The following is a 13234-nucleotide window of genomic DNA, read 5'->3' on the forward strand; positions in this document are numbered from 1 at the left end:
TCAGCCTCCTTGGACGGCGGTGAGGACCTCGACGCGGTCTCCCTCGGAGAGGGATGTCGACGACCACTGCGCGCGCGGTACGACGGTTTCGTTGAGGGCGGCGGCCACTCCGGAGGGCGCCGCGGTGAGGGAACGTACGAGCGTGTCGAGAGCCGTGCCCGGCTCGATCTGCCGCCGCTCGCCGTTGACCGAGATGGTGACCGGGTGGTTCATGCGGGCTGCTCCGAGAGTGCGGCGGCGCTGAAGCGTTTGGGCGTGAACGGCCGGGCTTCGTCCGGGAGTTCACCGGTGGTCAGGGCGTGCGCCATGGCGTCGCCGGTGACCGGCGTGAGCAGCACCCCGTTGCGGTAGTGCCCGGTGGCCAGCAGCAGCCCCTCCAGCTCGGTCGGGCCGAGCAGCGGCGCGTTGTCGGGGGAGCCGGGGCGCAGGCCCGCCCGCGTCTCCGTGAGCGGCAGTTCCGTGATGCCCGGCACCAACTCGTGGGCGTCGCGCAGCAGCTCGTACACCCCGCCCGCGGTCACCGTCGTGTCCCAGCCCAGCTCCTCGCTCGTCGCCCCGACGACCAGCTCCCCGCTCTCGCGCGGCACCAGGTACACCTGGCTGCCGCGCACCACGGCCCGCACGGTCCGGCTCAGGAACGGCGCGTACCGCTTCGGCACGGTCAGCCGCAGCACCTGCCCCTTCACCGGGCGCACGGGCGGCAGGACGTCGTCCGGGACCCCGGGCAGCCGCCCGCTGAGGCTGCCGGCCGCGAGGACGACCTGGCCCGCGCGCAGCTCGGTGCCGTCCGGCGTGGTGACACCGGCTGCCCGCTCCCGTACGCGGTCGAAGCGCTCGGCCCACGTCCGGTGGAAGACCACACCGGCCCGCTCGCAGGCGGCCACCAGCGCCCCGGCCAGCCGTCGCGGATCGATCTGGTGGTCGCCGTCCACGCGCAGGCCCCCGCGCACGCCCGGCGCGAGCATCGGCTCCAGGCGTCGGCACTCCCGCCCCGACAGCCACTCCGAGTCCAGCCCGGACCGGCGTTGCAGGGTGTGCAGTTCGCGCAGGTGGGCGCGGTCGTCGGAGTCCAGCGCGACCGCGAGCGTGCCGCACTGGCGGTAGCCGAGGTCGTGGCCGGTGAGGTCGGTGAGCTCGGCCGCGAAGTCCGGGTAGCGGCGGGCCGAGACGAGGTTCAGGCCGAGCAGGGTCTGCTCGCCGTAGTGCAGTTCCGTGACGGCGGCCAGCATGCCGGCCGCCACCTGGGCGGCGCCGCCACCCGGCTCGGGGTCCACGACGGCCGTGGTGAACCCGCGCCCTGCGGCCCGCCACGCCGTGACCAGGCCGATGATGCCGCCCCCGATGACAAGGACGTCTGACGTTCGCGTACGCGACATGGGCGTCCAGCCCCTCCCTTCGCCGGCATGACCCGGATCAGGTTCGTACGGTCGGAGGCCGCCAGCCTCCCTCTCAGCCCGGTGCGTCCGGGCTCCCGCGAGTGCTCTACGTTGGCCACCCTAGCCCGCCGCCACATGTCTCAGTAAGGGAGCCCGTACCCATGGCCCGCTCGCTCGACGGTCTCGTCCTCGCCCCCGTCGCGGACCAAGCGCCAGGTCAGGTGGGTACGCGTACCCGGTTCACGTACCACGAGAAGGACGGCGAGATCTGGGCCGAATACGCGGGCGGCGATGTCGTACGCGGGTATCTCGTGGGCGGCCGGGAAGGCGACCGGCTGGACTTTCGGTACGTGCAGCTCAAGCGGGACGGGACGACGTCGTCGGGCCACTGTGTGTCGACGGTCGTCGAGCTGGCCGACGGGCGGGTGCGCCTGGAGGAGAGCTGGCAGTGGGAGTCGCAGGCCGGCAAGGGGACGAGCGTTGTGGAGCAGGTCACTGAGCACGCCCCCTGACTGACGAACAGTCAGTTGTCTATGGTGATCAGGTGAGCGAGCAGACGCAGCAACGGGGCACGTCAAAGGCGCGGCGCGTGGTCGTCGCCGGGGCGGGCATGGCAGGGGTGCAGACCGCGGTCGCCCTGCGCGAACAGGGCTTCACCGGCACCGTCACACTGATCGGCGCCGAGCCCCACCAGCCGTACGACCGACCGCCCCTGTCCAAGGCCGTACTGCTCGGCACGGCCGAGGGCTCCGCCTTCGACGTCGACTTCGAGGCGCTCGGCATCGAACTGCGGCTGGGGCGCGAGGTGCTGGGCGTGCGCACCGCCGACCACGAGTTGGACACCGAGGCCGGGCCCGTCCCGTACGACGTCCTCGTGCTCGCCACCGGCGCCGAACCGATCCGGCTGCCGGGCGCGGAGGGCGTCCCCGGGGTGCATCTGCTGCGCACCCTGGACGACGCCGAGCGGCTGCGGCCGGTGCTCGCCCGGCAGCACGACATCGTGGTCGTCGGGGCGGGCTGGATCGGCGCGGAGTTCGCCACGGCCGCGCGCGAGGCGGGCTGCGCGGTGACGGTCGTGGAGGCCGCCGACCGGCCGCTCGCGGGTGCGCTGCCCGCGGAGGTGGCGGCGCCGATGACCGCCTGGTACGAGGACAGCGGGGCGGTGCTGCGCACGCACGCGCGCGTGGAGCGCGTCGAGCCCGGTGCGGTGATCCTCGACGACGGCACGCTTCTGCCCGCGGGCGCCGTCGTGGTCGGCATCGGGGCACGGCCCGCCACGGCCTGGCTGGCCGGCTCGGGCATCGAGCTGGGCGTGCACGGCGAGGTCGTGGCCGACGACCACCTGCGCACCTCCGTACCGGACGTCTACGCGGTCGGCGACTGCGCCTCCTTCCCCTCGGCACGGTATGGCGAGCGCCTGCTGGTCCACCACTGGGACAACGCCCTCCAGGGCCCGCGGACGGTCGCCGCCGACATCCTCGGCGAGACCCCCGCGGTCTACGACCCCGTGCCGTACTTCTGGTCCGAGCAGTTCGGCCGCTTCGTCCAGTACGCCGGCCACCACGCCGCCGCCGACACGACCCTGTGGCGCGGCGACCCGTCGGGCCCGGCCTGGACGGTCTGCTGGCTGAAGGACGACCGCCTGGTCGCCCTGCTGGCGGTCGGCCGACCGAGGGACCTGGCACAGGGGCGGCGGCTGATCGAGGCGGGAACGCCGATGGATCCGGCGCTGCTGGGGGACCCGGCGCGGCCGATGAAGGCGGCGACGGCGTAGGGCCGAGAGCGGGGTGTCGGCCCTGGTCGGGACGGGCCTGGCTTCCGACTGTCAGTGGCAGATGGCAGGCTTGTTTCCGTGACCGAGATTGACGCAAAGATCGATGCTCTCGTCCCCGCCTGGCTCACCCTGCCCGACATCGCAGAGATGCTCGATGTCGAGGTGACCCGCGTCCGGCAGCTGGTCAAGGACGGCCAGCTCATCGCCGTACGCCGTGGTGAGAACCGCGCACTGCACGTCCCCGCCGCCTTCATCGACGGGGCCGAGCAGAAGGTCGTCAAGGGCCTGTCCGGGACCCTGACGCTCCTGCGGGACGACGGCTTCACGGACGAAGAGATGCTGGAGTGGCTCTTCACCCCCGACGAGAGCCTGCCCGGCACCCCCGCGCAGGCCCTCAGCGAGAATCGCGGCACGGAGGTGAAGCGCCGCGCCCAGGCGCTCGCCGTCTGAACCGAACGCTCTGACCGAACGTCCTCATCCGAACATCGTCCGGCGTATGGACCGGGCTCCCGCGGGCCACGGTCGCAGTTGACCGCGGCCCGCGGGAGCCAGGGGCCTGGGGCGTGTGGTGAGTGGCATGCGCGAGCGAGCGCCTGCCCCACGGGGGTGCCGGGTCCTCGGCCTCGGGGCCGTATGCCATCGACCCGTACGTCATCCATGTGACGGCGCGCTGTCGCAGGGATGCCACGTCGGGCGCGGGCGCATGGCGTCGCCACGCGCGGCGGCGGGTGCCGTCGGGGCGTTGTGGGGCACATCACGCCCGGGCAGTGCCACGGCGCCATACGCCGTCCGGCCCCGGACCACTCCGGCCCGCGCCACGGGCCGCCGCCCCGCCCGGACCACGAGTCACCGACCAGCACCGGCTCGCGACGCGGCGCCGGGCTCCGGCTACCGTGCCACCGTCCGGCACCAGCCCGACGTCCCGCCCGGCAACCCGACACAGGGGGCACCGTATGTCCGACACCGCCACCGCAGGCACCGCCCGCGCCCAGCTCGCCGACGCCCGGCTCTACCTCTGCACGGACGCCCGCAAGCAGCGGGGCGACCTCGCGGAGTTCCTGGACGCCGTCCTGGCCGCCGGTGTCGACATCGTGCAGCTGCGCGACAAGGGCATGGAGGCGGCCGAGGAACTGGAGCACCTGAAGGTCTTCGCCGAGGCCTGTGCCCGGCACGGCAAGCTCCTCGCGGTCAACGACCGTGCCGACGTCGCCCACGCCGCCGGCGCCGACGTCCTGCATCTCGGCCAGGGCGACCTCCCGGTGCCCGCCGCCCGCGCGATTCTCGGCGACGACGTCCTCGTCGGCCGCTCCACGCACTCCGAGTCCGAGGCCACGGCGGCCGCCGTCCAGGAGGGCGTGGACTACTTCTGCACCGGCCCCTGCTGGCCCACCCCCACCAAGCCCGGCCGCCACGCCCCCGGCCTCGACCTGGTCCGTCACACCGCCGCCCTCGGTACCTACCGTCCCTGGTTCGCCATCGGCGGCATCGACCTCGGCAACCTCGACGAGGTGCTGGAGGCCGGCGCCCGCCGCGTCGTCGTCGTACGGGCGATCACGGAGGCGGACGACCCGGGCGCGGCAGCGGCGGAGTTCGCGAAGCGGCTGCGGCAGGTATAGGCGGCAGGTATAGGTGGCGGCTGCGGGCGATGCCGGGGAGGGGCGCCGATATCGCCGGCCCTTCGGAGCACGGCGTCTCAGTTCCAGGCCCGCCCCGTCTCAGCCAGTGGGCAGAGTCGGCTGCGATCCCCGATCTCGGGGCTCTGCCTGGCCCGCTGCGGGGCCCTTTGGTGGCCCACGTTGTCCAAGGAGTGGACAACAGACAGACAAATCGGGCAAATGTCCGGCATTCGGTTGGGAGACCGGGAACCCCTGGCTAACCTGCGGGTATGGCCCTCGGCACCGCATCCATCAGGTCGGACCACGCTCGTACCGTGCGCGAGATGCTCGCGACCGGCAAGACGACGTATTCGTTCGAGTTCTACGCCCCCAAGACCCCGAAGGGCGAGCGGAACCTGTGGAACGCGCTGCGCCGGGTCGAAGCCGTGGGGCCCGACTTCGTCTCCGTGACCTACGGCGCGGGCGGTTCCACCCGCGCGGGCACGGTCAAGGCGACGGAGGCGATCGCCTCGGACACCACGCTCACGCCGATCGCCCACCTCACCGCGGTCGACCACTCGGTGGCCGACCTGCGCAACATCATCGGGCAGTACGCCGACGCGGGCATCCGCAACATGCTGGCGCTGCGCGGTGACCCGCCCGGCGATCCGCTGGGCGAGTGGGTGCGGCACCCCCAGGGCCTCACCTACGCCGCCGAACTCGTCGAACTGATCAAGGCGTCCGGCGACTTCTGCGTCGGCGTCGCGGCCTTCCCCGCGATGCACCCGCGCTCCGCGGACTGGGAGACCGACGTCCGGCACTTCGTCGACAAGTGCCGTGCGGGCGCGGACTACGCCATCACGCAGATGTTCTTCGAACCGGAGGACTACCTGCGACTGCGCGACCGGGTCTCGGCCGCCGGCTGCGACACCCCGATCATCCCGGAGATCATGCCGATCGCCAGCGTGCGGACGCTGGAGCGGATCCCGTCGCTCACCAACGCAGCCTTCCCGGATGCCCTGAAAGAGCGGATCCTCACAGCAAAAGACGATCCGACCGCTGTACGCTCGATCGGAATCGAGTTCGCCACGGAGTTCTGCGCGCGGCTACTGGCCGAGGGAGTGCCCGGACTGCACTTCATCACGCTCAACAACTCCACGGCGACCCTGGAAATCTACGAAAACCTGGGCCTGCACCACCCACCGCAGGCCTAGACCGGCCGTACCGGTGTACGTCACACTGCGTAGGCGGCCACTGGGAGAGGGGCGTACATGGGCTGGACGGTCCTCTACATCGCGTTCGGCATCGTCGCGCTGTGGCTGCTGGGCGAGGTGCTGCTGCAGTACAAGGCACGTCTGCGCTGGCGACTGCTCGCCTTCGTCGGCTTCCTCGGCGTCGTGGTCGGGGTGCTGATCCCCTCCGTCGTCGTCATCGGTCTGGGTGCCGCCGCGTTCGCGGTCGGCCAGACCTACGTCACGCTGTCGTTCCGCAGCGGCTTCTCGGCCGGCTGGGCGGTCTCCGCGCCGGCCCTGGGCCCCCTGGCTGCCGTCAAGCGCCGCCGTGGCCGGCCGGACCGCCAGGAGCCGACCCTGGAGGTGTCCGACCTCGAGGCGGCCGAGGGCGCTTTCCCCGGCCACGACGGCACGTACGGTCACGACGACGCCAAGTACGGCCAGGACAACGCCGGTTACGGCCAGGGCGACGCCGGTTACGGCCAGGACGACTACGACCGCGACGACGTCTTCACTCCCTCGCGCCAGAATCGGCCCGCGGCCGCTGACCCGAGCGCCGTCTACGAGCCGCAGCCCCTGCCCGAGGACACCGGCTCGTACGGCATATACAGCGACGCCGCCCATGCCGCCGCCGACCAGAACTACGCATCCGCGGGCCAGCCCCAGGACCAGTACGCCACGGCCGACCAGAACTACGCCTACGACGGCTACTCCGGCTACGACCAGCAGCAGTACGGCTACGACACGACCGGCCAGCAGCAGTACGCCGCCTACTCCGACCCGTACATCGGCACCCAGAACTACGGCGACACGTCGTACGACGCCTACGGCCAGCAGCAGTACGGCCAGCAGGGCTACGGCCAGGACCAGTACGCCACCGGCACCTACGGCGAGACGACCCCGCCCGGCGGCGTCTGGGTCCCTCAGCAGCGCACCGACGAGGCCTACGGCGGTGAGCTCCCGCCGGAGCAGCAGTACCCGTACCAGGGCGACGGCCAGCAGCAGGGCCAGGGGAACGGGTACGACGAGCAGTACCGCTTCTGACAGACCGCGCGGCGTCCCTCGCGAGGCGCCCTACGCGTGCCTCACTGCGAGCCCCGGAACTCCGGCCCCTCCACGATCAGCCCGGCCACCAGCGCGCCCGACATACCGGCGTGGGGGAGACCGCCGCCCGGATGAGACCAGCCGCCGACCGTGAACAGGCCGGGTACGCGGGTGCTGTTGGACGGGCGCAGGAAGGTCCCCTCCGCTGCTGCCAGCGCCGGCGCCGGTACCCCGCCGCCCTCGGCTCCCGTCTCCCGCCGGGTGTCCACCGGCGTACGGACCTCGCGCCACAGCGTCCGCTCACGCAGTCCGGGTATCGCCCGCTCGGCGGCCGTCACCATCCGGTCCGCGAAGGCGTCGGCGGCACCGGCCGCGGTCCAGTCGTACAGCGTCTGTGACGGCACCGTGGCCGTGAGGACCACGGACTCATGCCCGTCGTCGGGGCGCAGCGCCGCATCGTCCGGGCGGTCGATGCGGACCGTCGGGTGCGCGGGCGGCTCACCGAGCCCGAAGGCGTCCAACTCGGCCTGCCGGTCCGGGGCGTGCACCACCGTACGGTGCGCGGTGCCCGCCTCGCGCGCGCCGCGCAACGCCAGACAGACCACGACCCGGCCCGGGGACATGCCCTCGGGGTTGGACTCGACCTCCTCCGCCTCGTACAGCTCACGGCCGCGCACCAGGTCGCTCAGGCGCCACGGCCCGGTGCCGACGACCATGTCGGCCTCCGTCACCGATCCGTCGGCCAGCTCCAACCCCGCCGCCCGGCCGTCCTTCTCCAGGACCCCGACCACCTCGGCACCGAAGCTGAACTCGACCTTCCGGGCCACGCACCGCTCGTACACCGCCCGCGCCAACTCCCGTATGCCGCCCCGCACATACCAGGTCCCGAAGGCGTGCTCCAGGTACGGCAGCACCGCCGCGCTCGCCGGCGTTGCGCGCGGATCCAGGCCGTACGCGAGCGCGTGGCTCTCCAGCAGGGCGATGAGCCGGGGATCGCGCAGCTCCCACGCGCCGACCTCGGCGAGTGTGCCGGCCCGGCGGGTGCGCAGGAGTCGCTTGTGGGGGACCGCCGGATAGGGCTCGCGGTCGGCCAGCACCTGCCAGTTCGGCCACAGTGGCTCCTCCAGCAGCGGCCTGCGCGTGCGGTCCCAGGCCTCGCGGGCCCGGACCAGGAAGTCGCCCCAGCGGTCGCCGGTCCCGGCGCCCAGCGCCTCGTCCAGGGTGGCCACCACGCCCGCGCGCGAGGCGTTCGGCAGACGGACCTCGGTGCCGTCGGCGAAGACGTGCCGCGCGGACGGGTCGACCTGGACCAGCTCGACGGACGCCTCCAGCGGCTCCTTGCCGGTCTTGATGAACAGGTCGCGGTACACGGCGGGAAGCGGGAGCAGCCCGGGTCCCGTGTCGAAGCCGAAGCCGTCGCGCTCGAAGCGGCGCACCGCTCCGCCGTACGTCTCCGTACGCTCGTACACCGCCACCCGGTGGCCCGCGACGGCCAGCCGGGCAGCGGCCGCCATCGCACCCATCCCGGCGCCGATCACCGCAATCCTTGCCATGCGTGGGACTTTATCGGCCGCCACTGACAACGGCTCGCGGACCTGGGCCTTGGCCGTCGGGCGGAGCTCAGCCGGGCCGTTGCCCCACCGCTTGTGCGAGCCGTTTCTCCTCCCGGCGCTCGGCCCTGCGGCGCCGGAAGCGGCGGATCCGCGATACCAGGAAGAAGAGCAGCAGCAGTCCGGCCAGCAGCAGGGCGCCCGCGACGACCGCCGCGGCGACGGGGTAGAAGATCGCGAGGCTGATCAGGGCCCCGACCCCGAGATCCTCGGCGACGCTGACCACGATGTTGCTGAACGGCTCGGGCGAGGTGTTGACCGCCATCCGCGTCCCGGCCTTGACCAGGTGGCTCACCAGCGCCGTGGAACCGCCGACCGCGCCCGCCGCCAGTTCGGGCAGCGACCCGCTCTGACCGGCGAGCAGCGCCGCGACGACCGCACCCGCGACCGGCCGGATCACGGTGTGCACCGAGTCCCAGGCCGAGTCCACGTACGGGATCTTGTCGGCGACGGCCTCGCAGAGGAACAGCACGCCGGCGGCTATCAGGACATCGGGCCGTTGCAGTGCCTCGGGCACCTCGTCACTCAGGCCGGTGGCGCCGAAGACGCCGAGCAACAGCACCACGGCGTAGGCGTTGACGCCGCTGGCCCAGCCGCTGGTGAACACCAAAGGGAGTATCGACACGGAGGCGATCGTAACCAGTCGGCAACGGAGGGTCCTGAGGATGAGCGCGCAGCCCTGAGTACCCGTACCTAGTCGGTGAGATGAGTACGCGCGCGGATGGGCTCCGACCTGCGTGAACGAGAGAGTGGAGGCACGGAGAAGGGGATCGGCTCCGGCACCGGCGACACGGGGCGCCGGAACGGAGCGACCCCGGATCCGCTCCTTCCGCCGGCCCGGCGTCGGCGGGAGCGAGACCGGGGGACCCGGGGGAACGACCGAACGGGGGTCCGACGGGGGGCACGGGGGAGTACGGGGGAAGGGAAAACGGGGGACACGGGGGAGCACGAGAAGGCGCCGGTTCGAGAGTGGCCCGCGGGGGACGCGGCCACTTCCGGACCGGCGCTTTCGTATGCGCCCGACGCCGCGGTGTGCGCGACGCCACCGCTTCAGCGGCGACCGCTCACCCGGCCCTGCAACAGCCGGGACAGCGCCGCGTGCACGTCGTCCAGGGAGCGCTCCGGCTGGAACGACTTCCAGTCCAGCGCGGCCACCAGGACCATGCCGACCAGCGCGGAGGCGGTCAGCGGGACGTCGATCTCCTCGCTGAACTCGCCGTTCTTCACGCCCTCGCGCAGCACACCCTCGACGACCGCCACGGCCTGCTGCCGGACCACCATCAGCGTGGACTGCCAGGTCCGGTTCGTCCGCCACAGCTCGGCGACGTAGAGCTGGGTGAAGGACGGGTAGCGGTCGATGAAGACGAGTCCCGCGTGGACCATCGCGTCCAGGGTGTCCACCTTGCTGCCGCCCTCGCGTTCGGTCTTCTCGGCCGCCTCCCGGAGGGAGGCGGTGAGGAGCCCGACTCCGTGGCGCAGCAGTTCCTCGAAGAGGACCGACTTGCTCGCGAAGTTGTAGTAGACCGTGCCCTTCGCCACCCCGGCCCGCTCGGCGATCTCGTCCACCGTGGTGGCGGAGAAGCCCTGTTCGGCGATGAGCGTGACGGCCGCCTCGTAGAGCTTCTGCCGGGTGGCCTCACGGCGCGTGCTGCCGCCCGACGCGGCGTTGCTGCTTTCCATGGCCCTGATTGTGCCGCGCGCGGTCACAGGGTCAGCTCCGGGTGCAGCCGGTCGAGCGTCCACACCTGCCGACGACGGGCCGACACCGCGGTCAGCGCGAGGGCGGCCGCGGTGAAGGCGGCGAGCACCACGCACGCGTGCCACACCGGTTCCAGACCGCCGCCCGTGATGAGCCTCCTGAGCGCCTCCACGACGTAGCTCATCGGCAGGAAGGGGTGGAGCGCGTTGAAGAAGCCCGGGCTGGTCTGCACGGGGTACGTGCCGCCCGCGGACGTCAACTGCAGCATCAGCAGGGCCAGGACGAGGATCCGCCCCGCCGCCCCGAAGCGCGCGTTCAGCCACTGCACGATCGCCGCGAAGCACGCCGTCACCAGGAACAGGAAGCCCACCGTCCCGGCCGCCCGCGCCATCTGAAGGCCGACCGCCCAGTGCAGCACCGACATCAGGGCCACCGTCTGCAGCACCCCGATCGCGACCACGGGCAGCCATCCGGCCAGCGCGATCCGCCACGCCGAGGCGCCCGCGGCGAGCGCGCGCCGGTTCATCGGCGCGATCAGCATGTACGCCACCATCGCGCCCACCCACAGCGAAAGCGGGATGAAGTACGGGGCGAAACCGGTGCCGTAGTTGGGCGCCTTGTGCATGTCCCGGGAGACGAGCTGGACCGGGTCGGCCATGACCTCGGTGCGCTGGTCGCGGGCCTTCTTGTCGTAGTCGGGGATCTGCTCCGCGCCGTCGTGCAGGCCGTCCGAGAGCTTCCCCGAGCCGTCGACGAGCTTGTAGATGCCGCCGTTGAGGTCGTACGCGCCGGTCTTCAGCTCACCCACGCCGGCGTCCAGACTCGCCGCGCCGGTCCTGGCCGTGCCGAGGCCGGAGTGCAGCTTCTTGGCGCCCGCGGCGACCTTCGCGGCTCCCTGGTTCAGCTTGTTGATCCTGGTGACGGCGTCGTCGAGGTCCTCGGAGAGGCGGGGCGCGCGGTCGGCGAGCGCCTGGGACTGCTTCTGGAGGGTGGCGAGGTTCTTGTCGAGCTTCTTCAGATCCCCATCTTGGTCGGCGATCAGCGTGTTGAGGTCGTCGGCGATCGTCGCCACGTCGGCGGCCGACGCCTTCGCCTTCTTCAGGTCGGAGCAGGCCGGGTCGGGCAGTACGGCGTCCTCGCAGCGCGCCTTGTAGACGGCGTTCAGCACGTCAGAGGCCGCATGGGCGCCCTTGGCGGCGCCCGGAGCGCGCTCCACCAGGTCGTCGAGGTTGTCGCGGATCGCCCCCGAAGTGTCGGCGACGAGCCGGGCGGTGTCCCCGATGGTCTTCTCGTTGTCCTGGAGGAAGGGGCCGATCTTCTTGTCGACTCCGTTGACCCGGTCGGCGAGCGTCTGCGTACCCTTGGCGACCTGCTTGGAGCCGCTCTCCAGGTCACCCGCGCCCTCGTTGAGCTTCTTCAGGCCCGTGGACAGCTTGCCGCTGCCCTTCTTGGCGGTCTTCAGCCCGTCGGCGAGGTCCTTGGAGCCCTTCTCCGCCTTGCCGATGCCGCCTTCGAGCTTGTCGGCGCCGTTCGCGGCCTTGACCGTCGCGCCGTGGATGTCGGAGAACGAGACGAAGATCCGGTCCAGGAACGACCGCGACGCCTTGGTGGACGCGGCCTCGCGCACCTCGCTGAAGACCGTCCGCGAGATCTGCCCGACGATGTAGTTGTTCGCGTCGTTCGTACGCACCTGAAGGGCGCCCGTCTCCGGCGAGTCGCCCGCGCTGGAGGCGATCCGTGCGCTGAAGTCGGTCGGCATGGTCAGCGACAGGTAGTAGGTGCCGTTCTCGACCCCCTTCTCGGCTTCGGCGGCACTCACCTCGTGCCAGTCGAAGACGTCGCTCTCGCGCAGCCCCTTGGTGATGTCGTCGCCGGCCGAGAGCTTCTTCCCGTCGGCGGTCGCCCCCTTGTCGTCGTTCACGAGCGCCACGGGGATGCGGTCGAGACGGCCGTACGGGTCCCAGAACGACCACAGGTACAGGGCGCCGTAGAGCAGGGGCAGCACCAGCAGCGCGACCAGGGCGGCACGCGGCAGCTTCCCCCGGCCGAAGCGCCTCAGCTCAAGCGCGGCCAGCCTCGGTGAGCGCATCGGTGGCCTCCTTTCCGTCGGTTTCCGGTCCGTCGGTTTCCGGGGACTCCTGGGAGGCGGAGGCCGCGTCGGCCTCCTGGGCCGTGGACACCTTGACCGTGTCGTCGGGGGCCTCGCTGCACACCGCCACGACCGTGGTCCCGGCCTCGGTGATGGACTTCAACAGCGCCCAGACCTCGGCCCGTTCGGCGTCCGAGAGCTTCAGATCGGTGTCGTCGACACCGAGCACGCGCGGGCGCGCGATCAGGGCCAGCGCGACGGACAGCCGCAGCGCCTCCAGACGCTCCAGATCGCGTACGGCGGTACGCGAGCCCTTGGGCAGTGAGTCCGGGTCGAGCCCCGCTGCCGTGAGCGCGGCGTCGATCCGCGCCCGCGCATCGGTCCTCCGCTCGGCACGCGGCCGCAGCAGCCCGCGCCAGGAGTCGCCGAACCGCCGCTGCAGAAGCGCCCGTTCGTGGAGGTGCTCGGCGACGGTCAGGGCCGGGTCCAGGTCGGTCACACCCGGAACATGGGCCAGGGCGCTGATACGCCGCACCGCCGCCATGCGCTTGGGCAGCCCGGCCGCGCCCACGGTGGCGGTTCCCTCGGTCAGCTTCATCCGTCCCGTGAGCGCCAGCAACAGGCAGGTACGTCCGGTGCCGGACGGCCCTTCGATCGTGATCAGTGAGCCGGGCTCCGCCTCGAAGGAGACCCCGCGGAACGCCCATCCGCGGGGCCCTTCGAGACCGAGGCCCAGGGCCGTGACGCCGACTCCGGCCACGGTTCCCCCCATCCCGCCCCTCCTCTTTTGAACTGACTGGTCAGTGCAAAAGCTA

General features: G+C 72.0%; 13 protein-coding genes and 1 riboswitch. Of the genes, 6 read left to right on the plus strand and 7 right to left on the minus strand.

Features of this window, described 5'->3' with window-relative positions; all coding sequences use genetic code 11:
• Window positions 1-213 (minus strand): sulfur carrier protein ThiS, encoded by a 213-nt coding sequence (thiS, locus tag QQM39_RS33790; RefSeq protein WP_302001353.1) that lies wholly within the window; start codon window positions 211-213, stop codon window positions 1-3.
• Window positions 210-1376 (minus strand): glycine oxidase ThiO, encoded by a 1167-nt coding sequence (gene thiO, locus QQM39_RS33795; RefSeq protein WP_302001354.1) that lies wholly within the window; start codon window positions 1374-1376, stop codon window positions 210-212. The genes thiS and thiO overlap by 4 nt, the downstream gene beginning before the upstream one ends.
• Window positions 1374-1485: riboswitch (TPP riboswitch) on the minus strand. It overlaps the preceding gene by 3 nt.
• A gap of 52 nt (window positions 1486-1537) precedes the next feature.
• On the opposite strand from thiO, the gene QQM39_RS33800 reads away from it, so the two are divergent.
• The 6 genes from QQM39_RS33800 to QQM39_RS33825 all read left to right on the plus strand — a co-directional run bounded on the left by QQM39_RS33800 (window position 1538) and on the right by QQM39_RS33825 (window position 7021).
• On the plus strand, window positions 1538-1888 hold the full coding sequence (locus QQM39_RS33800; RefSeq protein ID WP_302001355.1) for a hypothetical protein: 351 nt from the start codon (window positions 1538-1540) through the stop codon (window positions 1886-1888).
• Window positions 1889-1920: 32 nt separating this feature from the next.
• Window positions 1921-3150: an NAD(P)/FAD-dependent oxidoreductase gene (locus QQM39_RS33805; protein WP_302001356.1), complete on the plus strand. Its 1230-nt coding sequence runs from the start codon at window positions 1921-1923 to the stop codon at window positions 3148-3150.
• A gap of 78 nt (window positions 3151-3228) precedes the next feature.
• Entirely contained in the window at window positions 3229-3600 is a 372-nt protein-coding gene (locus QQM39_RS33810; protein ID WP_058925820.1) for an Rv2175c family DNA-binding protein, read from the plus strand.
• 503 nt (window positions 3601-4103) lie between these two features.
• Window positions 4104-4766 (plus strand): thiamine phosphate synthase, encoded by a 663-nt coding sequence (thiE, locus tag QQM39_RS33815; protein ID WP_302001358.1) that lies wholly within the window; start codon window positions 4104-4106, stop codon window positions 4764-4766.
• A 269-nt stretch (window positions 4767-5035) separates the two neighbouring features.
• Window positions 5036-5959, plus strand: coding sequence for a methylenetetrahydrofolate reductase [NAD(P)H] (metF, locus tag QQM39_RS33820; RefSeq protein ID WP_302001359.1), 924 nt, complete (start codon window positions 5036-5038; stop codon window positions 5957-5959).
• A gap of 57 nt (window positions 5960-6016) precedes the next feature.
• On the plus strand, window positions 6017-7021 hold the full coding sequence (locus tag QQM39_RS33825) for a hypothetical protein (protein WP_302001360.1): 1005 nt from the start codon (window positions 6017-6019) through the stop codon (window positions 7019-7021).
• A 41-nt stretch (window positions 7022-7062) separates the two neighbouring features.
• Here QQM39_RS33825 and QQM39_RS33830 read toward each other — a convergent pair whose 3' ends face one another.
• The 5 genes from QQM39_RS33830 to QQM39_RS33850 all read right to left on the minus strand — a co-directional run bounded on the left by QQM39_RS33830 (window position 7063) and on the right by QQM39_RS33850 (window position 13191).
• Complete coding sequence (locus QQM39_RS33830) at window positions 7063-8574, minus strand: NAD(P)/FAD-dependent oxidoreductase (RefSeq protein WP_302001361.1); 1512 nt, start codon at window positions 8572-8574, stop codon at window positions 7063-7065.
• A 67-nt stretch (window positions 8575-8641) separates the two neighbouring features.
• A complete protein-coding gene (locus tag QQM39_RS33835; protein WP_302001362.1) occupies window positions 8642-9256 on the minus strand; it encodes a DUF4126 domain-containing protein in 615 nt (204 codons plus the stop codon).
• Between the two features lie 425 nt (window positions 9257-9681).
• Window positions 9682-10311 carry a TetR/AcrR family transcriptional regulator gene (locus tag QQM39_RS33840; RefSeq protein ID WP_302001363.1) on the minus strand — a complete coding sequence of 210 codons (630 nt, stop codon included), beginning with the start codon at window positions 10309-10311 and terminating at the stop codon, window positions 9682-9684.
• A gap of 23 nt (window positions 10312-10334) precedes the next feature.
• On the minus strand, window positions 10335-12419 hold the full coding sequence (locus QQM39_RS33845) for a YhgE/Pip domain-containing protein (protein ID WP_302001364.1): 2085 nt from the start codon (window positions 12417-12419) through the stop codon (window positions 10335-10337).
• Window positions 12391-13191 carry an ATP-binding cassette domain-containing protein gene (locus QQM39_RS33850; protein WP_302001365.1) on the minus strand — a complete coding sequence of 267 codons (801 nt, stop codon included), beginning with the start codon at window positions 13189-13191 and terminating at the stop codon, window positions 12391-12393. The genes QQM39_RS33845 and QQM39_RS33850 overlap by 29 nt, the downstream gene beginning before the upstream one ends.
• Window positions 13192-13234 lie beyond the last annotated feature (43 nt).

Source organism: Streptomyces sp. DT2A-34, from assembly GCF_030499515.1.
GTDB lineage: Bacteria > Actinomycetota > Actinomycetes > Streptomycetales > Streptomycetaceae > Streptomyces.

Excerpts from the sequence above, each read along its gene's own strand:
- thiS (WP_302001353.1), bottom strand. The coding sequence starts at position 213 with ATGAACCACCCGGTCACCATCTCGGTCAACGGCGAGCGGCGGCAGATC.
- thiE (WP_302001358.1), top strand. The coding sequence starts at position 4,104 with ATGTCCGACACCGCCACCGCAGGCACCGCCCGCGCCCAGCTCGCCGAC.
- QQM39_RS33845 (WP_302001364.1), bottom strand. The coding sequence starts at position 12,419 with ATGCGCTCACCGAGGCTGGCCGCGCTTGAGCTGAGGCGCTTCGGCCGG.
- QQM39_RS33830 (WP_302001361.1), bottom strand. The coding sequence starts at position 8,574 with ATGGCAAGGATTGCGGTGATCGGCGCCGGGATGGGTGCGATGGCGGCC.
- QQM39_RS33850 (WP_302001365.1), bottom strand. The coding sequence starts at position 13,191 with ATGGGGGGAACCGTGGCCGGAGTCGGCGTCACGGCCCTGGGCCTCGGT.
- QQM39_RS33825 (WP_302001360.1), top strand. The coding sequence starts at position 6,017 with ATGGGCTGGACGGTCCTCTACATCGCGTTCGGCATCGTCGCGCTGTGG.
- QQM39_RS33800 (WP_302001355.1), top strand. The coding sequence starts at position 1,538 with ATGGCCCGCTCGCTCGACGGTCTCGTCCTCGCCCCCGTCGCGGACCAA.
- QQM39_RS33840 (WP_302001363.1), bottom strand. The coding sequence starts at position 10,311 with ATGGAAAGCAGCAACGCCGCGTCGGGCGGCAGCACGCGCCGTGAGGCC.
- thiO (WP_302001354.1), bottom strand. The coding sequence starts at position 1,376 with ATGTCGCGTACGCGAACGTCAGACGTCCTTGTCATCGGGGGCGGCATC.
- metF (WP_302001359.1), top strand. The coding sequence starts at position 5,036 with ATGGCCCTCGGCACCGCATCCATCAGGTCGGACCACGCTCGTACCGTG.